Below are 25,248 nucleotides of genomic sequence, written 5' to 3'. Positions count from 1 at the left end.
CTGAATAGATATGAATAAAAAAGGCTGGTGGCTGATGCTTTTGATTGCAATATGTGGAATACAAACCGTGAGAGCACAGGGTGAGACGCCAACGGATGCGAAGGCTACACCTGAAACGCTCAGCTTGTATAAAAACCTTCTAAAATTACAGCATGAGGGGATGATGTTTGGTCATCAGGATGATCTGGCGTACGGAATTGGCTGGGTTTACGAAGAAGGCCGCTCGGATGTAAAAGATGCGTGCGGAGATTATCCCGCGGTTTATGGCTGGGAACTGGGACACCTGGAGTTGGGGGATGCCTATAGTTTAGACTCCGTGCATTTCGACAAAATACAAGGCTGGATTAAAACAGTTTATGAGAGGGGAGGAGTGAATACCATCAGCTGGCACCTGCGAAACCCGCTAACAGGAGAAACTTCGTGGGATACTTCCTCAAAAGAAGTTGTTCGCTCGATTTTGCCGGGAGGTGAAAAACACGCCTTGTTTCTTACTTATCTCGATCGTTTGGCCGATTTTCTGAATCAACTAAAAGCAGAAGACGGAAGCTTCATCCCTGTTTTATTCCGGCCGTTTCACGAGCATACGGGCAGCTGGTTTTGGTGGGGAAAGGATTTGTGCACCGTAGACGAATACAAGGCTTTGTGGCGTTTTATTGTAGATTATCTGCAGAAGGAAAAGAGCATTCACCATGTTTTGTATACTTATTCAACCGATCGGTTTGAAACCGAAGCCGAGTATTTTGAACGTTATCCCGGAGATGATGTCGTGGATATCCTGGCTTTTGATTTATACGACCGGGGAGCCGGCTATTCCGAAGCATTGAAATATTGTGCGTCGGTGGTGACAGCCGAAGCAAAGAAACGTAGCAAGATAGCTGCCGTAAGTGAAACCGGTGGCCCGATTGCCCAAAATACTGAATGGTGGACAAAAACAGTGTTGCCAAGTTTGCGTCCTTATGATTTGTCGTATGTTTTGGTTTGGCGCAATCCGTGGCAACCAGCCAGCCATGGAGCGTTTGCTCCGTATAAAAACAGTCCGGACAGTGAGGACTTTGTCCGGTTTTACAACGACCGCAAAACCCTTTTTCAGAAAGAGGTTTCAAAGTTGAAGTTGTACGAATAGAAAAAACAGGGCGGGGAGATATTTTTCAGAGGAAGCTTTTAGGTGATTGCCCGGTTTAGTAGATCATTTTTCGAATCACATCTTCCGGACTCACCAACTCTCCCGAAACATTAATTTGCGAAAAGTAATTGTACCAGCCAGCAGTAGCAATGGCTGTTTCAAACTCTTCCATTGTTTCGCAGTCAGGAAATTTCCAAACGGCAAAAAAATCAAAGTCGGCTCTGCTGACAGTAGACGGTTTATTGGTTCCCCAACCAACGATCTCGACGTCTTTGCCCAATAGTTCTGCCATGTGCGGGCCAATTTGGTTCAGGTAACTTTCCTTCTCATTTTTAGGAAGCTTTTTCCATATTTCCTTTTCTTTCCAAAGTTCGATGTAACATTCCATATCGTAGTTTTTTTTGAAAATGAAGCATTGAAAGTATTGTCAATTACCTTTTTCATACGTTTACTTTCTTGAATTGGTTGGGACAAATTTTCCTTCACGGCCGGAAAAGCCAACGAATTATCAAAATTGACTTTTGAAGAGCGGCGGTGTATGAGCGTGTTGGCAGACTTGAGGTTGATGGAGAATCAGTAAAGTTCCTTTTCGATTACGCTAATCGCGCGTATGAAGTCCTTTTCCTGAGACAGCCGGACTTGGTTCTGCCGAAGCACTCTTCTCACTTCTTTTTTCTTTACTCCAAAGAGATTCAGAAAAGAGGTGCGTTTAAATTTGAATCTTTCAAAATCGTTCCCCGGAAAGATGAGGTAGTTGTCGGTGCGCATTTCAAAGCTTGTATTGCGCATAAAGCCAAGTTTATCTCTGTAGGCGGAAACCTTTTTTTCGATGGTATAGTGCAAAATGGCAATTTTTAATTTTCCGTCATAAAGCATTTTGAAGTAATGGGTATCTTCCGGATCGTCTCCCGGATGCAGCTTTTGAAACGACAGCAGGTTGCCGGTTTCTGAATAAAAGCCAAATTCCTTTATGACGTTTTTGTCGAGTTCAATCATGGACATAGATCGATTGTGAAGCCAAATTATTTCGTTTTTGTAGGTGTTAAACTTTAAGCGTAAACTGTCGTATCGATCCTTGTTCTCGAGTATTACGTAGCCGAATTGCCATTTGTTGTCCATAAACTCTGATCCCGAGGGCACATAGAGCGGATAAAACTGTTTTCCGGGGAGCTTATACTTTGTTGAATTGGCTTCCGTTGTCAGCGTAAAGCCCTGAATAGTAATTTGCGCATGAATTTGAACACCCGCAAAAATCAGTAAACACGTTATAATGATTCTTAATTGTATTCGCATGGTTTTCAATCTAGGTGGATTACTTTCCAGGTTTTGACAATACGCTTGTCTTTACAAACGGCAATTACTTCAATCAAAACATCGCCTTTGATATCCGACCGCTCAAAACGAAAGTTTATCGGATCGGCAAGGTCGGTTCGGCGTTCCCTGTAAAAAACGGTTCGGAAATCGGGGATACTATTACTTTCAGAAGGTTGATTATGAAGTGTCGGAGTTAAAACAGGTTGAATAAACGTGTATTTAAATATATTTAACTCAGGAACGGATTCAACCCACCCGAGTGTTGGGTTTTTACTGTAAACTGCCAGGACACCATCGAAACTGATATCACCAAAAAACCTTTTGAAGTACACAGCATCAACTTTTTCAATGGTTTGAGTATTCAGTTTTGACAGTAGTTTTGGATCAAAGATCGGTATCCCATCCAGCAATTTTAACGGCTCATTGTTGAAAATTGACCTGTTTCCCTTGTTGAGCAAGCGAATGCTTACTTCTCCTTTTTTTTCCCGGTATTGAACACCATGAAGGATTTCGCGCGATATTTCCTGGAAATTGGGCAAATCGATAAATAATCCGGGATCGAAGGTAGAAGTGGGGGGGCCGTAAAATGGGTATTGAAACTCTTTTTTGATCAAAAAGGAATCTGCAGGCAGTGATCTGTACCCCTTATAAATCCGACTAAAATAAGCTGCTTTAACAAGGTCGGATGCAAAGGTGTTTTGAGCAAGGGTTAATATCTGATGAGTTGTCGGAATTTTCTCTGTTTCAATGTAATTGCCCAAAAGTTCGATTTTGTTTTCCCTGGCTTGTTTTGACACCTCCTGAATAACGATATCTCCTTTCCCAACAGCATTTCTTACATAGAAATAGAATCTTCCCAGATCATCCGAAACGCAATAATCAAAATAAGGTAGGGTGTCGGATATACTGAGAAAAACAGGGGTGTTTTTTACCGGAATTTCCGTTTGGTTTTGCACAATCCGGCCACTAATAAGAACGCCATTATTTTCGCGTACCGGCATAAATACATCTTGCATTGAAGGTGTAAACCCGGATTTAATCTCCGCGCTAAACTGGTCTGCAAACGGATCAAATAAACGTGCCGTGACAATCATTTCAAGAGCTTCTGAGCACAAGGCTTTTTCCATAGTTACATCAACTTCAACTGTTTTGCTTTTTCCGCTGTGCGGTGTTGCAGTAATTGAAATACCGGCATCAGATTTCTTTTCGGGAAGATTGATCTCAGGAATGTAAAATTCCGAAATGTTTTCGTCGAAACGGTTGTATACCACCAGCAGATGTGTGAAGAAAACAGAGGAAGGATTTTTTTTCTGGATATTACTAAAAGCTTTTAATGCATAAACTCCGGTTGAAAGGGAATCGGGAACAAGAAGGTAGCCGGAAGCACTGTTTTTGTCACTTGCGACGGAGACCTTGGTAATATGGTTGTTACCCAAATCATCCAATTGAACATGAACGATGTTGTTTGTGTTGTCTGTTCCGTTACCGGAAATAACCGCGTTAAACCATACCGTATCTCCTGAAACACAAAACGTACGGTCGGGAAACAAATGAATTTGTTCCTGTGCTCCTGCACGAAAAGAAAGGAGGCCGGCAACAATCGTTATGATACAAATTAGCTGTTTCATTCGCTCATATATATTGAATCCCAAAACTCCGGTTTTTTGTCTTTTAATGCTCCGCGATTCGGAATGTAATAGTCTTTAGGAATACGTTTTATGGACAAGTTATCTATAATCAGAGAATACATCAGGTAATACCTGGCTTCTGCATACGAAGAAATCTCAAAATTTCCCAGCACAACTTCGTCCGGATTTGTCAGGCATTTTATGTTCCCGTTTGCCTGGATATAAACCGGGTCAAAGATCTTGCCTTGTGCATCCAACTGGTTGTTCAGGTCTTTGTAATAATTATAAGAATCCTCGTTTAATCCATATTGATGCACAATGTATATCCAACCCGTAAAAATAACGGTATCGGATATAATTCGTTTGTAATTCAAGTTGAAAAATTCAAGCGGATGTTTGGTGATTTCTTTTTGAGTACTGTATGCCGGCGGGCCGGCAATATTGAAAATCCCGGTTGGATACCTTGATTTCCATGAATATATAGGTCTTGTTTCGACCATGTCTCTTCCTCCTTCACTTTTAATCACTGTATCATAGTGATTAACATACAGGATTACCTTTTGGGCATCAAAGCGATAGTGGCTTATTTGTCCTTCGTTGTTTATGTCAGTATAAACACGTACTCCATGTTCTGTTATAATATCTTCTTTGTTGTTGGCTGCTCCTGAAATGGTTATATCGGTTGCATAATCCGCATAAACTGAATCGAGTTTTGGCATTTCCGGAACGGCTTGCATCCTTGATTCATATGTTTCCCCATCGAGTTCAATTTGAAGTTGATAACTTTGACTTTCGTCTAACTTATAATCAAGCAGATAAGTGCCATTGCTCATTTCAATAAAAGGAGTTCTATTGTGCAGGTTGTCTGATAAGTAGACTTTTGCACCACTTACCGGAGGATATGTTTTGTTCTCGCTGTTAAACCCGTGTGAGCGGTACAGTTTGATGGTGTTTTGCTGAAGTTGTGCATTTAATGTAGCTTCTACCACGAGTTTGTTATCCACCTCTTCCAGGTCAGGATGATAAATCTCTTCACATGCCAGGATTGTGAACAGCATCAGTAATATGATAATCAATCTTTTCATGTCAGAACGTAAAATTGTAGGTTAACGACGGAACAGGAACACCAATTACCGATAATTTATACAAGGCTGTATTTGAGTATATGCCGGCACTTTTTCTGTAATAAACCGAGTACGGATTCTTTCTTCCGTAAGCATTGTAAACTGAAAGTGTCCAGCTCCCTTTCCACATTCGTTTTCTTCTCAGGTTCTCATCAAATGTAATGGAGAGGTCAAAGCGGTGATAAGGCGGCATTCGGTATTTATTCCTGTCAGAATAGTAAACCAATGTTTGGCCTTCGTATTGATACGAGATTTCGGGCAATGTTACCGGCCTGCCTGATACAAATACGAAATTGCCGGATAGCCTCCACCTGCGACTGATATTATAGGTGGCTACCATCGATAGATCATGCGGCTTATCGTAAATCGACGGGTAATATTTTCCTTTGTTGATTTGTTCCTCTTCAAACGCTCCGGTTGTTTTTCGTTTGGTTCTTGAGTAAGTATAATTCATCCACCCGGTAAGCCTTCCCAGCTTTTTGTTTAACGACAATTCCAGTCCATAGGAAAAACCGTCAGAAGGAATCAGGTCGGTTTCCAGGTGTTTGTTCATGATAATTTGTGCGCCGTTTTTGTATTCGATCAGGTTTTGAAGTTGTTTGTAATATACTTCGGCCGTGAACAGGTAGTTCTTCAGAAAGTTGTTGTTAGAGATGCCTGCGGTAAGCTGATCGTTTATCAGTGGCTCCAGGTAGTAATCGCTGGTTTTCCATATTTCGGCTGGCGAAATTACCGCACTGTTACTTATTTGACTAATGTATTGCCGCGTACGCTGATAGCTCATTTTGAGCGAATACCCCGATGGCGTTTCGTAATTCAATGAAAGTCGCGGATCGATTCCCTGGTAGGTTTTTACGGCTTCGTTGTTGCCAAATTCCAATGTGCCGGTAACGGTTTCGGGGGTTTTCTCCTGATCTTCTTCGTACAGGAGAACGGTGGTGGGTCCCAGGTAGGAAAACCTACTGTAACGAATGCCCAGGTTAATGGTTACTCCCGGAAGAACCGTAAATTCGTCGCTGGCGTAGAGAGCTCCTTCAATGGCTTTTTCTGCGTCTACTTTGTCGGGAACAATGATCGTGGTATCGGAGTAGGGGCTGATTTCGCCCGGATTGTTTTTGTAATGGATCAGGTTGATTCCCGTATGTACGTTATGGTCGGGAGTTGGGTGCCATATCAAGTTGTATTTTAGTGAATTGTACTGGAACTTATTGTCGAGGTAATAGGCCTCAAAATTTTTTCCGGAGGCCAAATCCGTTAGACGAAAATAGTAGTTGCTGTGCGAGAGATCCGCTTCACCAAAAAGGCGCTCTCCCCATTTGTTTCTTACTTCGAGGTTAAATAAGGTATTTCCGTATTCATTGATTGATTCACTGCTGGTACTAAATTCGTCGTTGCTTTTGTACCCCATGAACCGGATGGAGTTGTTGTGGTCAAATTTGTAGGTGAGTTTTCCACTTACATCATAAAAGTTGGTGGTACTTCTTGAAATGTCTTTGTCGGGAATCTGTTTCAAAACCCAGTCGGTATAAGATAAACGGCCGCCGGCCGCCACTGTCAGCTTTTTGTTTTTTGAAAGCGGTCCATCCAAAGCCAGCCGTGAATTGATGATTCCCAGACCTCCGTAAAAACGCAGCAGGTCTTTGTTCCCGTCTTTGAAATCCACTTCCATAACTGATGCCACGCGTTCTCCGTACCTGGCCGGAAGTCCGCCTTTGTAAACCCGCATGTCTTCCACCATATCGGGATTTATCATCGACAGGAATCCAAAAAGATGCGTGGTGTTAAACACCGGGGAGCCTTCTACCAGCACCAGGTTTTGGTCCGAATTTCCTCCACGGACATTAAAGCCTGACGAAAGTTCTCCCACCGTTTGAATACCGGGCATCATTGTAATCGTTTTGATTACGTCTCTTTCTCCCATCAGCAAGGGCATATTTTTGATGTCTTTCGACGACATTTGCACCAGGCTTGTTTGCGTTCGGGATGCCGTATATTCATCTGCCACAACAGTTACCTCCTCCAGGTTATGTGATTCCTCAAAAAGCTCAAACTGAGCTTCCCCCGATTCTATCAGGTTTATTTTTTTGTCGTAGCCCTGAAAACCCATGTACGAAATCTGAAGGGTATGTTCTCCTGTTGGCAAATCCAGTTTAAAACTTCCGTCTTTACCGGAAGAAGCTCCTTTTTCGAGCTTGCGCTCAAACACCACTGCACCGGTAAGCGGATCGCCGGTTTTTCCATCCAGCACTTTTCCCGATATAGTGGCTGTTTTATACCTGCCTAGATTTATCAGATCGCCGATAACCAGTATTTGTCCGGTTTCATCGATACTGCGACGGGTATCCATTCGGCGTGGAAATATCAGTATAATATTATCCTGAAATATCTCATAGGTAAGATCATGTTCGTTAAAAACGCTGTTAAGTGCGCGTATCAAAGGGTTTTTGTTGAATGTAGTGTTAAGGGAGTACTGATCAATCCATACGTCTTTGGTATAAACTTTTAATCCGTAATCCTGCTGAAGTGTTTGAATAAAGTTGCTTAACGGGACATTCCTGAAATTTCCTGAAATAGTAATTTTGTTCACATTTTGGGCGCTGGATATTCCGGATGTCACAAGCAGCAAGATCAGGAAAAGAAGTCGGGTTTTATGGGCTAAACTCTTAGTTGACACGTTCGTTATGGGTTATTGATCTAGTTAAAATCTCGGTTAAATCTAAACAAAATTATTTAATATAAAAATCAACAGTCAGGAATAAAATTATGAAGCATATGTTTATACGTTTTATGATAAAGTTCTCCTGTGAAACGATGTAAATTATTGAAATATAAATAACATTAACTATTGTTAATCACACCGTCCATGAATATAAAATGTATTCAGGAATTTTCTTGTTTTACATATTCAGTATTTGTAGCTTACGTCATGTAAACCAATAGTTGACAGGAGTTAATCAAAAAAGGTTTACTATCTTATCGCGTCATTTTGTAATGAAAAGAACCTTTAACGAACTTATCTTAACACAGCTTGTTGATACAATTTTGAGTAATCCTGGTCAATAGAATAAAGCGGATGAAATGAACGCTGATAAATTCCGTCTTTCAATGTAAATCAACATAAGTTGAATAAAACCAGAACAGAATTGCAAAACGCATAAAAACTCAATACAAAATTTAAACAAATGAAGACAATTTTTCTGATGCTGGCCGTTTTCTTGCTGGCTGGCTTTTCTGCCGGGGCGCAGGTAGATGCCCGCTTATTCCGGTATGCCGATGTTTCCAAAACGCACATTGCCTTTGTATATGCAGGCGATATTTGGATAGTAGCCAAAGAGGGGGGACAGGCCACCCGGCTTAGTTCTCCTGGAGGAGAGGAGGTACTTCCCAAATTTTCGCCCGACGGAAAGACACTGGCATTTTCGGCCAACTACGACGGTTCGCGCGATATTTATACCGTCCCGTTTAGTGGCGGGCAACCGCAACGGGTAACCTGGCGGGGTTGTATCATCCAGGACTGGACCCCGGACGGAAGCAAGATTATTTTCTCCACCGGGCAGGAAAGCGGGAGACAACGCTTCTCTCGACTGTTTACCATCGATAAAAACGGCGGACTTCCAGAAGTCCTTCCTCCGGCTTATGCCGAAATTGGCAGCATGTCGCCCGATGGTACACAACTGGCTTTTACGGATAAAACCCGGATCGGCCGTACCTGGAAAAGATACCGTGGCGGGATGGCTCCTGACATTTTAGTGATGAACCTCAGCGATCATTCAACCACCAATATTACAAATAGCGATAGCAACGACGAGCTGCCGATGTGGAGTGGCAGCACCATTTATTACCTGTCGGACAACGGAAAGGAAAAACGCAACAACATTTGGGCGTACGATACGCAAACAAAAACCAATGAGCAGCTAACCCGTTTTTCGGATATGGATGTGCGTTTTCCTTCGATAGGGCCTGACGACCTGATTTTTCAGGCAGGCAGCGATATGTATTTGATGGACCTGGCCACTAAAAAATACAAAAAAGTAAAAATTGAAGTGGTGACCGACCAGATGGCCACAATGCCCAAAACAGTAAAAGTGGAAAGGTATCTCCAGAGTGCGACAGTTTCGCCCGATGGCAAACGGGTGCTGGCCGAAGCAAGAGGCGAGATCTTCTCGCTACCGGCCGAAAAAGGATTCGTACTAAACCTCACCCAGAGTTCCGGTTCTGCACAACGTTACCCCGCCTGGTCGCCCGATGGCAAAACCCTTGCCTGGTGGAGCGATGAAAACGGCGAATACGAACTGGCACTTTACAATGTTGAAAGCGAATCGGTAAAAATCATTACCAAACTGGGAGCCGGTTTCCGTTACAATCTGTACTGGTCGCCCGACTCCAAAAAGCTGGTGTTTATTGACCAGACCATGAGCATTCAACTTTGCGATGCGGAATCTGGCGCAGTAAAAGAAATTGACAAAGCGCTTTGGATGATGGAAGGCCCCTTGCGCGGCTTTTCTGTATCGTGGTCGGCCGATAGCAAATATGTAACCTGGGCACGGGGCGCTGAAAACCGTCATTCGGTTGTATGGATCTACGACGTGGAAAACAACCTGAAACAGCAGGTAACTTCTGACTTCTACAGCAACACCGACCCGGCCTTTGATCCGGAAGGGAAATACCTGTATGTGTTGACCAACCGTTCGATGAATGCGGATTACAGCGACTTTGATAACTCCTGGATTTATTCCAGATCTACGCTCGTGGGCGCAATCACTTTGAAAAAAGATACGCCTTCGCCGCTGGAGCCTGAAAACGATGCGGTAGAAGTGAAAGAAGATAAGAAAGATACCGATAAAGAGAAGGCTGAAGACAAGGACAAAGATGCCAAAGACGAGAAAAAGGATGAGGCAAAAGACGAAAAGAAAGTTACCATCGATTTTGATGGTTTGGAACAACGCCTGGTGTTGCTGCCGGTGAGTGCCGGAGATTACCGTGCACTAACGGCCGCCAAAGGCAAAATAATCTACCAGAAAAGTGTGCAATCGCCCGACGGCAAAACCAAACGCCCGATTGTTTTCTGGGATTTGAAAGACCGCGAAGAAAAAACGATCCTCGACGATGCCGGTGGTTTTAGTCTGTCGGCTAACGGCGAGAAAATGCTGGTATCGAACCACGGAAGACTGAACGTGATTGACGTACGCGAAAATCAGAAAACCGATAAAAATGTGCCTTTGCAGGAAATGGAAACAACGGTTGTCCCTAAAGAGGAGTGGAAACAGCTGTTTACCGATGCCTGGCGCATTGAACGCGATTATTTCTACGACAAGGGAATGCACGGTGTCGACTGGAAAAAGATGAGAACACAATACGGTGCATTGATCGATCAGGCGTCGAGCCGCGAAGATGTAAACTTTATCCTGGGTGAACTGATTGGCGAAATGAACGCATCGCATACTTACAAAGGCGGTGGCGATCTGGAACAAACACCCCGGACAAGCGTAGGCTACCTGGGCATTGACTGGGGCATCAGCAACGGCGCTTTCCAGGTGAAAAAGATTTTGACCGGTGCCATTTGGGATGCAGAAGAACGTTCTCCGCTGGCAGAACCCGGAGTGGATGTAGCCGTGGGCGATTATATCCTGGAAGTAAACGGAAAAGCGATTACAACCGACCGCGAACCGGCAGCTGCCTTCCAGGGGCTGGGAGGAAAAACCGTAGTGCTGACGGTGGGAAAAACAACTTCGAAAGCCGATGCCAAAAAGATCACAGTGAAACTGATGAGCGACGAGTCGCGGCTGCGGCACCTGGAATGGATCGAAGCCAAACGCAAACGTGTGGAAGAAGCCACCGGCGGTAAAGTGGGCTACATTTACGTACGCAGCACCGGCATTGACGGGCAAAATGAACTGGCCCGCCAGTTTTACGGACAATGGAACAAGGAAGGCCTGATCATCGACGAACGTTTTAACAGCGGAGGCCAGATTCCGGACCGCTTTATTGAATTACTAAACCGGAAGGCACTGGCATATTGGGCCGTGCGCGACGGACACGACTGGCAGTGGCCTCCTGTCGGGCATTTTGGTGCCAAAGTGATGCTGATCAACGGCTGGAGCGGATCGGGTGGCGATGCCTTCCCCGATTTCTTCCGAAAAGCAGAACTCGGCCCGCTGGTAGGTTCGCGTACCTGGGGAGGTTTGATCGGTATCAGCGGAACACCTTCGCTGGTCGACGGTGGCTCGGTAACGGCTCCTACCTTCCGGATGTATGATCCCGACGGGAAATGGTTCAGGGAAGGACACGGTGTGGATCCCGATATCCCGGAGGCAGAAGACCATGAAAAACTGGCCAACGGGGTCGATAACCAGCTCGAAAAAGCCATTGAAGTGGTAAAAGAAGAGCTCAAAAAGAACCCGGTAAAATGGCCGCAACACGAGCCTTACGAAAAAAGATAGTTGAAATAAGGTATGTAAAAATAACAGGCTGTCCGTCGTTTTGGCGGATGGCCTTTTTTATGGGACACGCAAGGTGTTGGAGCTTTGGGATTTATGATTTTCTACTTCTCAGAACAAAGAATGAGGGAGTTAAAAGGTATGGGGTTGTGTAAGGGCTATCAGTGTTGGTGACAGTCCTTATCATCTGTCGTGTCAGAATGTATTTTGCTTAACATTCATCATCATCAAAGCTGTAAAAATTATAATGTCCTGTACGAAATGTATTGTCCACGCAATGGAAAGTCCTTTTGTTTCTATTGTCGCCTTACACAAGATGTAACCCAACACGCCTGACATTAAAATGCCAATAACTCCCCCCGGATTTCCGAAAAAATGTGGTAATCCGAACAATACAGCTGATAGAATCATTATGGTTAGTTTGGGACAGTGGTTGAAAAGTCCGCCAACAATGCCAAAACGGAAAATAAGCTCTTCCGCCAATGAGTTTGTCAATGAAAACAGCAGTACCAAAGGGACAAAATTCCAGTTAAAATTGCTGATACTGTTTGTGTGTTTTACTGCAAAGAACATAAATATTCCTGTCGCAATGCTTATAAATAACAGTAATTGAAGTCCATTTACTGTCCAGGAAGATTTGCCGTTTATTCCAAGCCATTTTTCTTTCTCCGCAATGGTGCCAAGTTGTCCTGCTCGTAAAAATTGTTTGCTTTCGGGGTTTAAAATAAGAATCGCTATCGTTGTTAAAATTCCAACTGTCAAAGCAAAGATCTGATACTTTGCCAGACTATTCACAAAACTACTTGGATGAATTTGCAGAGTAATTTGATTCGTAAAAATCCCGGCAGTTACTAACAAAGTGGTTGAAATTCCTAAAATAAAAAGGGTATAAAACATTTTCATATCAGACTTATTTTTGGCAAAGATCTGATTGAAAAATGCTTTTTCTGTTACCATACGATAACTTTTTCAACTAATATATTGTTGTTTGCTCTTTTCTTATTCTGCTCAAACTTTGAGGTGTTATACCAAGATATGAGGCAATGTGTTTTTGTGGTGTTCGCTGTAAAATTTTCGGTTGTCTGGTTTGTAGCTCAATGTATCTTTCCGTTGCTGTTTTTGTTAGGATATCTATTTGTTGCTTTTGTTTGTGAACAAAAAGTGCCTCGGAAGCAAACCGGCAGATTTTATCTCCGAACTCCGTGTTGTCACTCAACTTGTGGAAATTAGCATTGGAAATCCTAAAAAGTTCGGATGGTTCGAACGTTACAACTTCGAGCGGTGTTGGCTGTTGATTGAGGAATGACATATAATCTCCAAAGAATTCTGCTTCATAGCATAAATCAATACACACAAAGTTGTTATTATTCCAGAGTAAAATTCCACCACTCCCTTTTAGAATAAAGCTCAAATATTTTTCTGTTGTGTCGGTATCTTTTATGACTTGGTCTTTTGTCGTTGATATGATTTCTCCCAAGTCGGTAAAAAACTTCCATGCTTCAAGAGGGACATTGAAGTAAGGGTCGAATGCTTGTTTTATTTTTTCTTCAGTTCTCAATTTTTCTATTTGTCAGAGGTCAGTTGTTTGATGTCTGCATTCATTTTATTTTGTGTCAGTATATCCTCAAATAATTCAATATTATTACTTAATCCATAAGGATCATCTGTTGAAACAAGAATGTGTAACTTTTCAAATAACATCTTTCTCCGTTTTTCCCGAATGCTATTTATAATCTCTGATCATTGGAGAGCATTTATACGCCACCAATGCTATTCCGTTACTAAATATGCATTTATCAATTTCAAAAGCACTTCTTTCTTTAAAGGTTTTGATAAAAAATCATCGCATCCGTGTTTTAAAGCTAGTTCTTTGTCGAGTTTGGTCGAATAGGCAGTTTGTGCGATAACAGGTAAATCGGGGTATTTTGATTTTATTCGTTTGGTGGCTTCATGCCCGTTCATTACAGGCATTTTTATGTCCATTAAAACCAGATCGATGCTATTGTCATTCATACAAATATCAACGGCTTCCTTGCCGTTTTTTGCATGGATTAAATTGAATTTCGAGTTCCCTTCCAAAAGTGCTTCAATGTAAAGGTAATTTACCTCCTCATCCTCAGCGATAAGAATTTTGTATCGTTTGTTTTGTGTCTCCTCATCTTTATTCCATAACGACTTTGACACATCATGAACTCTGTTCCCGGATGGCTCGTAGGGTATTGAAACATAAAATACAGAACCACGTCCTTTCTCTGATATTATTTCTATATCTCCTCCCAATAATTTCGCATTTTCTTTAGCAATTGACAGGCCCAAACCAAGTCCGCCATATTTTCTCGACATGTCTTTTTCTTCCTGCGAGAAACGTTCAAATATTTTATCTGAGTTTTCGGGAGATATACCTATTCCTGTGTCTTTTACATACAATACCACCGTTTGGTTTTCTACCCTATAGCCCATCTCAATAAATCCCTCATTCGTATATTTAATAGCATTTTCCAATAAATTACTTAATATTTTAGCCAGTTTGGATTTATCTGAGATTATCTTACTTTGATGCTGTGGAAGCCCTTTCTTTATATAAATAGGGATATCTCGCTCTTGCGATTTCACACTATATTGTGAAAACAATGCCATCAATAAGCTGTTAATGCAAAATTCTTCTTTTTTGACTTTTATCTGCTTCGTTTCAAGTGACGATATTTCCAGTATGTCATCAATTATTTTTAAAAGTTGAAAACTGCTGTTCTGAACAATTTTTGAATAATTTATTCGCATCTCGTTGCTTAAATCCGGATCTTCCAGCATTTCTGCAAAACCTATTATCCCGTTCATCGGTGTACGAACTTCGTGCGACAAATTATGTAAAAACTCTGTTTTAAGCTTATTGGCCTCTTCTGCTTTCTCCTTTGCAAGTATAAGTTCTTGTTCAAATATCTTGCGCTCGGTAAAATCACGTACAACAGCTACAATTGCAGGCTTCCCATCCCATATGGTATGATTAATTGATACCTGTACGGGTAATTCTTTATTTGTGTTTATTTGAAGCGTTAACCATTCGAATACTTGTGGGGTATTGTTTAATACATTATTCCATGTTGCAGATAAGTCTCCACCTTCTTGGTTGGGTGATGTTATATCATGTATAGTATATTGTTTTATTTCGTTATCTCCAATATTATATAATTTCTTTGCGTGCTCATTTAATGATAAAATGCATCCGCTGCTATCGTGAATTATAATAGCATCACTAATGCTGTTTATAATAGTCTGAAGATTTTTTTGTGAAGCTTCAAGTTTATCAATTTTTTCCTGTAGCTCAGGATAGTAGCTTTTTCGCAGCGAATGCTCGCCCAATCCCACTATTTTGTCTCTGTATTTGCTCCAATCATTTTCCATAGTTCCAATTACAATGCTTCTGAATATATTGCTTTAAGATCATCAGCAACAGGCGATTTCGGATTTGTTGCATTACAGGGGTCTTTGATTGCTTTTGATGCCAGTTGTTGTATAATATCAGGTGTTACACCTTTATCTCTTAGGGTTGTATGGATACCTACACTTTGCTTAAAATGAATAAGATGTTCTACAAATGCCTTCTTTCTATCATTTTTGTTATTTCCATGAAAAGGCATTTTAACAGTTTCTGCAATTTTGATGTATCGTTCGCTTGCTGATTCAAAATTATAATCAACCACATGGGGCAATAAAATGGCATTGCATTCTCCATGTGGCAGGTCCAAATACCCTCCTAAACTGTGTGCCAGTGCATGCACGCATCCCAGGCTTGCATTTGAAAAGGCCAAACCTGCATACAAACTGGCTAACATCACCTTGCCTCGTGCCTGTATATCGTCGGGGCGGGTAATACAGTCGTGCAGATTATTAATGATTAGTTGTATAGATTCGAGGGCATATAAATCAGTGAAAGCAGAATTTGCATTGGAAACAAAAGCCTCAAAGGCATGCGATAATGTATCCATTCCGGTACATACGGTAAGGAAGGCATCCATGCTTGTCAAAACCAGTGGGTCGATTAATGCCACATCGGGCACAACTGCTTTACTGACAATCGCAAATTTATATCGCTCTGAAGTATTGTTTATTATTGCGAACTGGGAAACATCAGCCGCAGTTCCACCCGTGGTTGGTATACAAATCAAGGGTGGCATGGGTTTGTTGATCATATCAACTCCTTCATAGTTATGAATATGTCCCAGGTTGGTGCTGACAATTCCAATGCCTTTGGCACAATCCATAACGCTCCCTCCGCCCAGTGCAAGTATTAAATTGCATTTATGTTCTTCATACTTCGTTTTACCTTCCATTACTTCGCAATCACGAGGATTGGGCGATATGGAAGAAAAAACAATATACTCAAGGGACTGTTTTTGCAGTTCTTTTTCTATTTCTGATAACCATCGCGTATTTTCGATCCCTTGATCTGTAACTAAGAGTACTTTTCGTCCGCCTAATTTTTTGCAAAAAATACCAGCCATTAGTCGTGAATCCACACCATAAATATATTCTGGGGCAACAAACTTCCTCGGGCTTAATTGGATATCTTTTGACATAGTTAGTTTTTTAGCGTGGTTAAAATAACTAATTAATGTACTACTTTTTACAAAATCGAGAAGTTCTTTCGAGAAGAGGTAAGCTCTAGTCAGTGTATGACACAACGGCAATCTTCCGATTCATGTATGAGTAGTAGCAGACTTCAACGCGTTTTTGTATTAAGTTACAAAGTAGCTAAAACAGTCCTGTTTAACCATTTAACAGTTTGGCAATGACTTGTAGTTCAGCGTTCAGCGTTCAGAGTGGCCGTGTTGCCGTATTGCTGTTATGCTGTTCTTCTGTATTTTGTATGCAGATAGTAGTTTAGTGTTCGAAGTTCAATGTTCAGAGTTGCCGTATTTTACTCGTAGCTCGTAGCTCACGACTCAAAGCTTATTCTACCATTTTGACAGTTTAGTAATTTGACAATAGCTGGTAGTTCAGCGTTCAGTGGCTGTGTTGCCATGATGCTGTATTGCGGAATAAGCCGGTAGCCAGCGGCTCGAAGCACATGGCTAATACGGGTGTTCAAAGGCTGTCTTTCGTTCTTTCAATGCGTTAGACCCCACTTCCGAAGTACCCGGGGGTACTTCAGAGCCCTCCACTTGGGCCTCGGAGCCCCAACGTTGAGGCTCCGAGAAACTAATTTGAGCCTTTTTTGTTAAAAGCCGGGGCTCTGAGGTTCAAGCGCGGGCCTCAATTGTTAAAATTTTGAGCTCTGAGGTTCAAGCTTGAGGCTCAATTGTTAAAATTCGGGGCAAAAAGGCTCTCGTTTGAGGCTCCGAGGTTCAAATTAGTTCTTTTGAGGTCCAAATTAGTTTCTCTGAAGCCCAACGGAGTACTTTGGTGGGGTGACGTTGGGCCTCGGAGGGGCAAAATTTCTCGTAACTCGCAGCTCGTAGTCCTTCCTGTTTGTCCCCATTTAGGGGGACGAGGAATTCCGTGGCATCGCCACCGGGATGACGGAGGGGGTGAGGTAGTAGCGGTGTTGCAGTGCAGCCGTATTGCTGTGATGCCGCTGTTGTACTCGCAGCTCATGGCTCACAGCTCGCAGCGTGTAGTTCAGAGTTCAGAGTTGTGCCCCATGCCCTTTGCTCCGCGCAATTTATCAATTTCACAGTTTTAAAATTTGACAGTTTTCTTCAGAAAGAGTTGGCTTCGCACGCTCGTCCTAACGCCAAAAAGGATGTGTTCCGGCAGCGGACAGCAGCAGACAATTTCCGGTTACGACACCTTATGTCCGCTGCCAAACGAAAACAAAAACGGGCGTCATTGCGATTCGTCCGGCAGCAGACGGACGGAGAAGCAATCTGAAGGAGCGGTGATGCCGTGTTGCCGTGCTGTTGTAGTCTCGGCTCACAGCTCATTTATTCTAAACTCATGAACAGCGAGATCCCCGAAACGGTGGCGTTGTTAATGCCAATCACGCAAATATCGTGGGTTTGCGGGTTGACGGCCAGGTACGACTGATATCCAAAGGTTTGTCCGCCATGGCCAACTGTTTCGCCAACAAGCATGGTTCCCAGCGCATATTTTACGGCGTTTGATTGGGTGCTCATGCTGTGAATGCCCGTCGAAATCTGCTGCTGAAAAGTGGCCGGGTTTTTATAGAATTTTCCCTGGCTCCAGAACAGCAGAAATTTGCGAAGGTCGTACACGTCCGAAATCATCTCTCCGGCGCTTCCGGCCAGCGAATAAGGTATTTGCGTGGTTTTATCTCCGTAGTAGCCGGTCATAAGCCGCCGGTGGTTCTCGGGCGATATTTCAGAGCCAAAGAATGTATTTTCCAGGCCGGCTTTTTCCAGGATATTTTTTTGGATGTAGGTTTTCCAGGGCATTTCAGAAAGCTTCGAAATAATATCGCCCAAAATAATGTAATTGGTGTTGGAGTATTTAAACCTGTCGCCGGGAACGAAATGGGCATCGCCATGACCGGCCGAGAAATGGATCAGCTCTTCGAAAGTGTACTCTTTTTTCCGGCTGAAAGCCTCCAGCGCTTCCTCGTCGGAGTCGTAAATATTCAGGTAATCGATAAACCCCGAGGTATGGTTTAAGAGCATTTCAACTGTCACCTTGTCCCAATGGTTTTGCCCCTGGTAATTGGCAAGCGCCTGTATCTCGCCGCCCGGATACAGGGTGTTGAGCGTTGTTTGCAACGACAACTTGTTTTCTTCAATCAACTGAAAAACAGCGATGGCCGTGAATATTTTGCTGGCGCTCCCGATTTCAAAAAGATGGTTTTCGGTTACCGGTGTTTTCTGGGCTGCATCGGCATAGCCCGCGGTATGTGTGAAAATGCTGTCGTTTCGTGTTGTCAGCACCAGAATGCCCGCGTGGTTGTGGGCTTTTGAATAGGCCTCGATCTTTTCTTTTAGCGACTTCCCCGAAGTATTTTCCCGGGTGTGCCCGACAAAGGGAAGCAGACAAAGCGCTAGTAGGAGCAGCTTTTTCAGCGTGTTTTTTAATTGGTACATCGGTTTATAGTGGTTTTATGGTTGATTCCCGTTCAAGGCCGGCTCAAACGAATAGCGGTTTTGTTCATTCTCTTTTGGCGACCGGCTGCCCGGCATTTTCCGGTAAATATACCATCAATTGTTATTGCGCGCTATTTTCACTGTCTGCCGGAAGGGGAGTGTCCGCAGGAAAAATTTGCTCTGTTGGGCGGGGCAGGTCTTCGGGCGGCAGTTGTTTCTGAAATTCTTTGTGCAGAAAGTAGGTGCATATGCCCACAACCACTACTGCTCCGCTTATTGCCAAAGCTAAATTGGTTGGTCTGCCATAGGCTTCTGTTAAGGTTTCGTCCATCGATGCTTCAATATCTATAAAATGGCGCGCGATGTACCCGCTTATATTGGCCGACGCATGAATAACGATGGCAAGTGACAAACTCCTGGTTTTGTAATACACCCACCCCGAAAATATTCCGATGATGAATCCGGTAACAAACTGCCAGGGATTTAGATGAACCAAGCCGAAGAGCAGACTGGAAATCAGTATGGATTTGATGGGAGAGTATTGTTTCAGCAAACCATCCAGAATGATTCCCCGGAAGATTAGTTCTTCCAGTACTGGCGCCGCAATCACCATTAAAACAAAGGCAAAAACTCCGGTTTGGCTGCCAAAATCCATGAACGCTTTTTCCAGACTTTCGGGCATGGGAATTAGGCTGCTGATGGGCGAGATGACTCCAAAAAGTAAAGCGATGGTGCCAATTACTACCCACGGGATGGTTCGTTTATTTTCGATGCTCAGGTTGAACGAACAGCGGCTTGTTTTGCTTTTTCGGATGGAGCAGACAAGCCAGAAAGACAGTCCTACAGCTAAAATATAGTAGAGGAGCATGGAGGCTTCTTCGCCGATCAGTTCGTTTAGCAGCAATAATACCGGGCTGAATACGAGGGTGGCGAGCACTACTATGCCTGTAATGCCAAAGCTTTGGGCGATGTTGGGGTAATGGGCGGCAGTTGATTTGGTCATGGTTGAATATTACTAATTTATGCTGCAGAAGAAAGGCTGTCTTTGGTACAAGCTGTTCTTTTCATTCTTCAAATAATTTTCCTATTTCATAGTTGGCGCCCGCTTCAGTACTCAATCCTTCTTTGATAATAATTCCTTCCGGGTTGATTAGAAAATTGCGGGGGATGTACCGGATGTCGTACCGCAAAAAGGCTTCGTTTTGCCAGCCGTTTAAATCCGAAATATTTTGCCAGGGAACTGAATCTGCGGCAATGGCGCCGGTCCATCGTTGTTTTACATGGTCGCCCGATACGGCCAGAACATCAAAGCCCTTGGAATGGTACTGGGCATAGATTTTTTTCAGCCATTTAAAATCGGCCCGGCAAGCGCCGCACGACGAGGACCAAAAGTCGAGCAGCACATATTTCCCCCTGTAGTCCGAAAGTTTTAGGGTATCGCCTTCGGGTGTTAGCTGTACAATTTCGGGCGCCACATCTCCCACTTGGGGAGGTTCGGGCAATTCGGCGAATTTCTTGATTGCCACTCCCTGCTTTAGGGCTTTTAAGTTTTCGGGTAAGCTGTTATAAACCTTCGCAATTTGCGTTTTGTTTAAATGCCTGGGGTTGAAAAAACACTCGCTGTGCAGCGAATACAGCGTGACATACGAGTTGGAGTGTTTCAGCAGAAAGTCAACAATACTGTCGCTTAAACCGGTTTCAAGTGCTTCTATTCTGATTGTATCCTGTTTCTTCCCGGCATCTGTTTTAAAATGGATTTGTTCTTTTAATTCATTGATCTGTTTGGTGGCAGTTGCGATGAGTGAATGGTAGTTCTCGAACTCGGTTTGCGCGGCAGACCCTTCTATTTTGAGGCTTTTTAAAAACTCATATTTCCCGCTTATTTTAATTTCAGCCGGCTCCAGCCAAACAACCTTTCTGTCTCTGAAATCGTATTGATTTCGTTGGTTATGGAGGTAAAATTTTTTGGGATGATCCAGCTGAAACTTGTAATCGATCGCACCGTTAACCACCCGGATAGTATCCGATACAATTCTGCTTTCCCAGTCTGCCAAGTAAAGAGTTGTCGTGTCGGGGGCGTCTTCCAGCACGCCGGTTAAATGACACGTTTTTTGATCGTTGTTACACGAAATAAGCAAAAACAGAAGAAGGAATAAGCTTAGTAGTGTTTTCATTGGTTCTTGTTTTTATGGGTTGGTAACGCTTTGCCGGTGCGGATTTGTTCTTTTTATGATGCTGTTAGTTCCTCGAGTGTTAAGCTGAATTCTTTGGCGTATTCGTCGAGCAGTCTCTTTACCTTTTTGAGGTAACTTTTTTCCGAACCCCAGTCCCAGTTTTGGGGGCCTCTGCCTCCGGCACTTCCCATCACATCAATCAATAAATACGCTGCCTCTCTTTTGGCGATGATCATATTTAGTTGTGTGGAGCCGTTTCTCATGTAGTAAGCTTCTGAGGCTAAAACCGACATATCATGACTGTGATTCTCATAATCAAAAGGCAGAAATTCGATCAAGTAATTTACTGTTTTATCCAGGTCATCAGTCGAGAGCTTGTATTTTGCGGTATTCATGGTGTGGGTTAGATTGTGGTTTAATGTTTTGTTGAGCGGTTTGGTTGTATTAGGTTGTGGCGGCAGACGAGAGTCTGACCAGTCCGACCGAAACCGAGGTTGGGACGAGATTCGACCGTGTCGAATCCGCACAAACCCAGCCATGCCTTATACCACGTGTTAGCGTTTCGTGTTTTTTCTGTTTTTCAGTGTGTCGGACAGGCAAGCTCTTTGGCTGGTTTTGGTTTTGCGGGATGCCTTGTGCGACTAGACAATGTGCTTGACTATTCATTGCTAATTCTTTTTAATAGATAATCGTTTTTATCTTTCATTTCATGGCAAAAATATTTTTTCATTTTTAACCTATTAGAGCTTGATTCACTATAAGTTGTCAGTATCACTTGGCTATTTGAATTTAAGACCTTTTTGAATAAATCGATACTACTGATTAACGATTCACTGTCAAGATTCTGTTGCTTGGGTTCATCTAAGATTAGAAGATTGGGGAACTTAATTTTTGATTTGTCTTTCAATAAAATCGATGTTTGTAACAAGGCAATATAATAACTAAGGATAATTCGAACGTTATCACTTGAACTGCTTATATTAAAAATATCATATGAATCTAAATACGGAGTGTAATTATCAGTTGAGTCGAGTTTTATTTGATTTATTAGGTATTCCTTTGCTTTAAATAGCCCCAGGTTTCGAACGTTTGATTTAAGATAATCAAGAATAGTTTTAAGAATCTCGGAGTCCATGCTAGACTCAAGATATGATTCAATTTTCTGCTTTAATTGTTCGCTTCTATTTTCGTCTTTTTTAATTTCTAACCTCAATGGATTTAGGTCTTTCCATCTTTTATTGATTCTTTCGTATCTATCAATCTCCTTAAAAAGGTTGTCAATTTTAATAATTTTGTCTCTATATCTTGAAAGAGCTTTTCCTGAATATGTTGAAATTTGGTGTTCAAGTGTTTTTTCGGTGTTCTTTAATTTGTCTTTCAGTCTTTGACTTATTTCTAGTTCTTTTCGATATTCTAACTGTTTATTTCGCAATACATTTTTAAACGATTTTTCTTCATCTTCAAGAAAATCAAGATTTTGCGTAGGAGTTGATATTTTTTTCTTTATTTCCGAATTACAAAGACGACATTTTCCATGTTCTTCATCTGTCAAAGGTTGTTCGCAAATTGGACATGTCGTGACATTTAAATCAAAAGAGAACTCTTCAATCTTTTTTAATTGATTATTCTTGTATTTATTTAACTTAATTCGTTCAATATAACCCTCATACCCCTTAATTTCTTGAAGTAAATTCTTTGCCTTTTCTTCACTTTTTCTATATTGATAATCAAAAACCTTAAGCTTTTCTCGTAAATCAACTTCTTGATTTTCCGTTTCTTCTTTTGATTCTGATAATTCTAAAACACCCTCTGATTCTTTTTTATAACGTTTCTTCAAAAGCTGTAAAAATTCTTCAATTGGATATTTACCGGCTTCATTGTCATCAATTGTTAGTTTTCCTTCTTTTGATTCACCATTTCCAATAATAAATATACTCTCCTCTTTTGCCGTTAAATTGTCTTTTTGCTTTTTTATTTGTTCATCAATCTCCTTCTTTTCTAACTCCATTAAATGGATGTCAAACCTATCGAATCCCATTAAATATTCGAAGACTACTCTTTTAACATCTCTTATATTATATCTGGTTATTTGTCTTGCTTGTATTTGAGCCCAACCTGCCCTTTGTTCTACAAAAAACAATGGAGCAAGGTTCTCAAAATATATTTTCACATTTTTCCCATCGTACGAAGGAACTTCAACAATAGGCATTTCTAAAAAACCATATATAAAATTTTGAAATCCATTATCCGAGAAAACGCCTTCACCTTCGATAATATATTTTTCAAATTTTTTGGTTTTATCGTAATCTTTTATTTTGCAATTTTTTATAGCGACAATGTTTGTTTTGTCGCCTTTCAGGTATCTAAAGATTGTAATGTGTTTGATACCATTTGATATTTCCAATAGCAAGTATGAAAGCGTTATCTCTTTTCCTTCAATTCTACTATAAAACTCAGGTTTGAATGGATTCTGATTTAGTTTAAAAATTCCTAAACTTTTTTCTAATCCTAAACCATAGATTATGCCCGTGATAATGCTACTTTTCCCAACAGAATTGGGACCCCATACCACATTTAAACCTGGATTAAAAGGTATATCTGCTCCATATTCCGTCTTGTCTTTTGTCTGAACCTTGTAAACTAATCTATTAATTATTAAGCTTTTCATTTTGACGCCAATAGGATTTTGGAATTATTTCTGTAATTATCTCAATAGTCTTTTTTTCTTGTACTTTGGAACCAAAGAGTTCCAAAAAATTAATCTCAGAAGGAAATATTTCCTTTATTTTTTCAAAGTGCTCAATACCAGATTTAGAAAGATGTAATCTCAAGTTTCTTTCTTTGCTACTTCCCGTAATTTTAATTAATGACCTTACATACAAAAACAAGAACATGTCATTAAATCTCAAATCCCATGGAACACTTCTATATTGCACAATATTAAAATCTATTTCTTCCTGTATGTTTGCTGAGTATTTTGCAATTTTTGTAACGATGTTTTTTTGTCCTTGGAAATACTCAAAAATGAATTTCTTTTGGTAGTTCGAATTTCTAAGAAGAAAATCAACACAAGCAATAACATCTTTACTAAGCCCATTTTTAGTATTTAGCATGCCGAGAATAATTAATATTCGATGTGCTCGGTATAAAATTCTATCTTCCGGTTGGACATAGCTGGGACGCTCCAAATTAATATTTGTAATTAAATCTTTTTGGACGAGCTTATTTATAAATTTTTCCAGACGCATTTTTATTCGTTTTATTTTTTACGCCAATCAAGTGGGCATTCGGCAGCGAGTTCAAAAACAATTCCGTTTAATAGTTTCTCTTCATCGTCTTTTAAATCATTCTTTTCGTAAAAGGTTAAAAGTTGTTTTTCCGCATCTTCAAAGAAATCATGATAAAACATTTGAGAATTATAAGATGGATTTAAGTTAAACTTATTTGTAAGACGTTTTGCCCGTGCTCTCATATTGTCTTGCCAATTCAATATTTTCAATCTTAAATCATTATTTACATCTTGCATGTCTTCGAGAAAGACCTTATAATTAACTCTTAGTTGGTGATAATAGATTCTATCTTCATCATCTTCATCTAGAACTGAATTAAGTTTTGTATCTAGGGTTGTTACCATACTGGAATCTTCATTTGGTTTTCTATTTGCCTCCTTAATTCTGATGCAATTTGAAAACTGAAAGACATCTTTCTTTTTAAGAATTAATTCAATCCGAGTACGAGTTACTTTTAGTTGATTTTCTTTGTCAACTTCTATTTCACATGGTTTGTCATATACCTTTTCATAAATATTTTTGTCTAGAGCAAATAGTTCTTCTAGTTCTTTATCAGGAGTCCAAAACTCAACAGGGAATTTGACTATTTTCTCAAACTCAATTTGAGCATTATCATTTATATTGCTCAGGTTTTGCAATGGAGATAACATGATGAATGCAGTAGGATTGTAGTTTGAGCTTTGCAACTCAATCTGCTTTGTAAATATCTCAGACCAATCAAGTTTAGCCGATTTATAATATTTACATTCGATGAATAAATATCTTTCTTTTGAATTATTATCATCAAAAACGATTTTAATATCAAAACCATTTTGTGTTCCAGAATCTTGGTTTCGTACCTCTAAAACTACAAAACCCATATCCTTGAATAATTTCGAGAAAAATGGTTTAATTAAAGCTTCAAAATCCGTTCCTGTTATCGCCATTTGTATTATTTAGATTATGTGTGAATGCCCAAAATAGCTCTTTTGCAAACTAAGCATCAGCTTGTGTGTTGGGGATGGCAAATGTGCTATTTGTGTGTTGGCTTTTGTTCTCATTATCTAGGTTCTTCTTTTTTTCAACATGAACGCTAACTAGCGCATAACATCACTAGTCATGTTATTTTCATTATCTCATTTTTTAAGGTC

The 25,248-nt window shown here is 41.2% G+C and carries 18 protein-coding genes; 2 read left to right on the top strand and 16 right to left on the bottom strand.

Features of this window, described 5'->3' with window-relative positions:
- Positions 1 to 10: 10 nt before the first annotated feature.
- Positions 11 to 1,123 carry a glycoside hydrolase family 26 protein gene (locus INQ51_RS00970; protein ID WP_233376028.1) on the top strand — a complete coding sequence of 371 codons (1,113 nt, stop codon included), beginning with the start codon at positions 11 to 13 and terminating at the stop codon, positions 1,121 to 1,123.
- 55 nt (positions 1,124 to 1,178) lie between these two features.
- Here the strand turns inward: INQ51_RS00970 and INQ51_RS00965 are convergent, their stop codons facing one another.
- The 5 genes from INQ51_RS00965 to INQ51_RS00945 form a co-directional block, all read right to left on the bottom strand.
- The gene (locus INQ51_RS00965; protein WP_233376027.1) at positions 1,179 to 1,511 is read right to left on the bottom strand and encodes a DUF6616 family protein; all 333 of its coding nucleotides are present in this window, start codon (positions 1,509 to 1,511) and stop codon (positions 1,179 to 1,181) included.
- Positions 1,512 to 1,696: 185 nt separating this feature from the next.
- Positions 1,697 to 2,416 (bottom strand): hypothetical protein, encoded by a 720-nt coding sequence (locus INQ51_RS00960; RefSeq protein ID WP_233376026.1) that lies wholly within the window; start codon positions 2,414 to 2,416, stop codon positions 1,697 to 1,699.
- A 5-nt stretch (positions 2,417 to 2,421) separates the two neighbouring features.
- Complete coding sequence (locus INQ51_RS00955; RefSeq protein ID WP_233376025.1) at positions 2,422 to 4,065, bottom strand: hypothetical protein; 1,644 nt, start codon at positions 4,063 to 4,065, stop codon at positions 2,422 to 2,424.
- Positions 4,062 to 5,150: a DUF4249 domain-containing protein gene (locus INQ51_RS00950; protein WP_233376024.1), complete on the bottom strand. Its 1,089-nt coding sequence runs from the start codon at positions 5,148 to 5,150 to the stop codon at positions 4,062 to 4,064. Before INQ51_RS00950 ends, INQ51_RS00955 begins: the two co-directional genes overlap by 4 nt.
- 1 nt (position 5,151) lies before the next feature.
- Complete coding sequence (locus tag INQ51_RS00945; protein ID WP_233376023.1) at positions 5,152 to 7,776, bottom strand: TonB-dependent receptor domain-containing protein; 2,625 nt, start codon at positions 7,774 to 7,776, stop codon at positions 5,152 to 5,154.
- Positions 7,777 to 8,371: 595 nt separating this feature from the next.
- Between INQ51_RS00945 and INQ51_RS00940 the strand changes: the two genes are divergently transcribed.
- A complete protein-coding gene (locus tag INQ51_RS00940; RefSeq protein ID WP_233376022.1) occupies positions 8,372 to 11,629 on the top strand; it encodes a S41 family peptidase in 3,258 nt (1,085 codons plus the stop codon).
- Positions 11,630 to 11,821: 192 nt separating this feature from the next.
- On the opposite strand, the gene INQ51_RS00935 is transcribed toward INQ51_RS00940, so the two are convergent.
- The 11 genes from INQ51_RS00935 to INQ51_RS00885 all read right to left on the bottom strand — a co-directional run bounded on the left by INQ51_RS00935 (position 11,822) and on the right by INQ51_RS00885 (position 25,044).
- The gene (locus INQ51_RS00935; RefSeq protein WP_233376021.1) at positions 11,822 to 12,583 is read right to left on the bottom strand and encodes a CPBP family intramembrane glutamic endopeptidase; all 762 of its coding nucleotides are present in this window, start codon (positions 12,581 to 12,583) and stop codon (positions 11,822 to 11,824) included.
- Positions 12,584 to 12,599: 16 nt separating this feature from the next.
- A complete protein-coding gene (locus INQ51_RS00930; protein WP_233376020.1) occupies positions 12,600 to 13,184 on the bottom strand; it encodes a Crp/Fnr family transcriptional regulator in 585 nt (194 codons plus the stop codon).
- 212 nt (positions 13,185 to 13,396) lie between these two features.
- Positions 13,397 to 15,025, bottom strand: coding sequence for a PAS domain-containing hybrid sensor histidine kinase/response regulator (locus INQ51_RS00925; protein ID WP_233376019.1), 1,629 nt, complete (start codon positions 15,023 to 15,025; stop codon positions 13,397 to 13,399).
- A gap of 8 nt (positions 15,026 to 15,033) precedes the next feature.
- Positions 15,034 to 16,200 carry an alcohol dehydrogenase-like regulatory protein ErcA gene (ercA, locus tag INQ51_RS00920; protein WP_233376018.1) on the bottom strand — a complete coding sequence of 389 codons (1,167 nt, stop codon included), beginning with the start codon at positions 16,198 to 16,200 and terminating at the stop codon, positions 15,034 to 15,036.
- 1,347 nt (positions 16,201 to 17,547) lie between these two features.
- A complete protein-coding gene (locus INQ51_RS00915) occupies positions 17,548 to 18,654 on the bottom strand; it encodes a serine hydrolase domain-containing protein (RefSeq protein ID WP_233376017.1) in 1,107 nt (368 codons plus the stop codon).
- Positions 18,655 to 18,775: 121 nt separating this feature from the next.
- Positions 18,776 to 19,657, bottom strand: coding sequence for a CPBP family intramembrane glutamic endopeptidase (locus INQ51_RS00910; RefSeq protein ID WP_233376016.1), 882 nt, complete (start codon positions 19,655 to 19,657; stop codon positions 18,776 to 18,778).
- Positions 19,658 to 19,718: 61 nt separating this feature from the next.
- Positions 19,719 to 20,828, bottom strand: a complete 1,110-nt coding sequence (locus tag INQ51_RS00905; protein WP_233376015.1) for a TlpA disulfide reductase family protein — start codon at positions 20,826 to 20,828, stop codon at positions 19,719 to 19,721.
- Between the two features lie 53 nt (positions 20,829 to 20,881).
- Positions 20,882 to 21,223 (bottom strand): DUF6054 family protein, encoded by a 342-nt coding sequence (locus INQ51_RS00900; protein ID WP_233376014.1) that lies wholly within the window; start codon positions 21,221 to 21,223, stop codon positions 20,882 to 20,884.
- Between the two features lie 263 nt (positions 21,224 to 21,486).
- Positions 21,487 to 23,496: an AAA family ATPase gene (locus INQ51_RS00895; RefSeq protein ID WP_233376013.1), complete on the bottom strand. Its 2,010-nt coding sequence runs from the start codon at positions 23,494 to 23,496 to the stop codon at positions 21,487 to 21,489.
- Positions 23,477 to 24,076, bottom strand: coding sequence for a hypothetical protein (locus tag INQ51_RS00890; protein ID WP_233376012.1), 600 nt, complete (start codon positions 24,074 to 24,076; stop codon positions 23,477 to 23,479). The genes INQ51_RS00895 and INQ51_RS00890 overlap by 20 nt, the downstream gene beginning before the upstream one ends.
- Before the next feature lie 11 nt (positions 24,077 to 24,087).
- Complete coding sequence (locus INQ51_RS00885) at positions 24,088 to 25,044, bottom strand: restriction endonuclease (RefSeq protein WP_233376011.1); 957 nt, start codon at positions 25,042 to 25,044, stop codon at positions 24,088 to 24,090.
- Positions 25,045 to 25,248: the final 204 nt, after the last annotated feature.

It is taken from the genome of Maribellus sp. CM-23 (genome assembly GCF_021354595.1).
GTDB lineage: Bacteria > Bacteroidota > Bacteroidia > Bacteroidales > Prolixibacteraceae > Draconibacterium.
This window is presented reverse-complemented; position numbering and strand designations above follow the sequence as displayed.

Coding starts and splice junctions, on each gene's coding strand:
- INQ51_RS00970 (WP_233376028.1), top strand. CDS start 11: ATGAATAAAAAAGGCTGGTGGCTGATGCTTTTGATTGCAATATGTGGA.
- INQ51_RS00965 (WP_233376027.1), bottom strand. CDS start 1,511: ATGGAATGTTACATCGAACTTTGGAAAGAAAAGGAAATATGGAAAAAG.
- INQ51_RS00960 (WP_233376026.1), bottom strand. CDS start 2,416: ATGCGAATACAATTAAGAATCATTATAACGTGTTTACTGATTTTTGCG.
- INQ51_RS00955 (WP_233376025.1), bottom strand. CDS start 4,065: ATGAAACAGCTAATTTGTATCATAACGATTGTTGCCGGCCTCCTTTCT.
- INQ51_RS00950 (WP_233376024.1), bottom strand. CDS start 5,150: ATGAAAAGATTGATTATCATATTACTGATGCTGTTCACAATCCTGGCA.
- INQ51_RS00940 (WP_233376022.1), top strand. CDS start 8,372: ATGAAGACAATTTTTCTGATGCTGGCCGTTTTCTTGCTGGCTGGCTTT.
- INQ51_RS00935 (WP_233376021.1), bottom strand. CDS start 12,583: ATGGTAACAGAAAAAGCATTTTTCAATCAGATCTTTGCCAAAAATAAG.
- INQ51_RS00925 (WP_233376019.1), bottom strand. CDS start 15,025: ATGGAAAATGATTGGAGCAAATACAGAGACAAAATAGTGGGATTGGGC.
- ercA (WP_233376018.1), bottom strand. CDS start 16,200: ATGTCAAAAGATATCCAATTAAGCCCGAGGAAGTTTGTTGCCCCAGAA.
- INQ51_RS00915 (WP_233376017.1), bottom strand. CDS start 18,654: ATGTACCAATTAAAAAACACGCTGAAAAAGCTGCTCCTACTAGCGCTT.
- INQ51_RS00910 (WP_233376016.1), bottom strand. CDS start 19,657: ATGACCAAATCAACTGCCGCCCATTACCCCAACATCGCCCAAAGCTTT.
- INQ51_RS00905 (WP_233376015.1), bottom strand. CDS start 20,828: ATGAAAACACTACTAAGCTTATTCCTTCTTCTGTTTTTGCTTATTTCG.
- INQ51_RS00900 (WP_233376014.1), bottom strand. CDS start 21,223: ATGAATACCGCAAAATACAAGCTCTCGACTGATGACCTGGATAAAACA.
- INQ51_RS00895 (WP_233376013.1), bottom strand. CDS start 23,496: ATGAAAAGCTTAATAATTAATAGATTAGTTTACAAGGTTCAGACAAAA.
- INQ51_RS00890 (WP_233376012.1), bottom strand. CDS start 24,076: ATGCGTCTGGAAAAATTTATAAATAAGCTCGTCCAAAAAGATTTAATT.
- INQ51_RS00885 (WP_233376011.1), bottom strand. CDS start 25,044: ATGGCGATAACAGGAACGGATTTTGAAGCTTTAATTAAACCATTTTTC.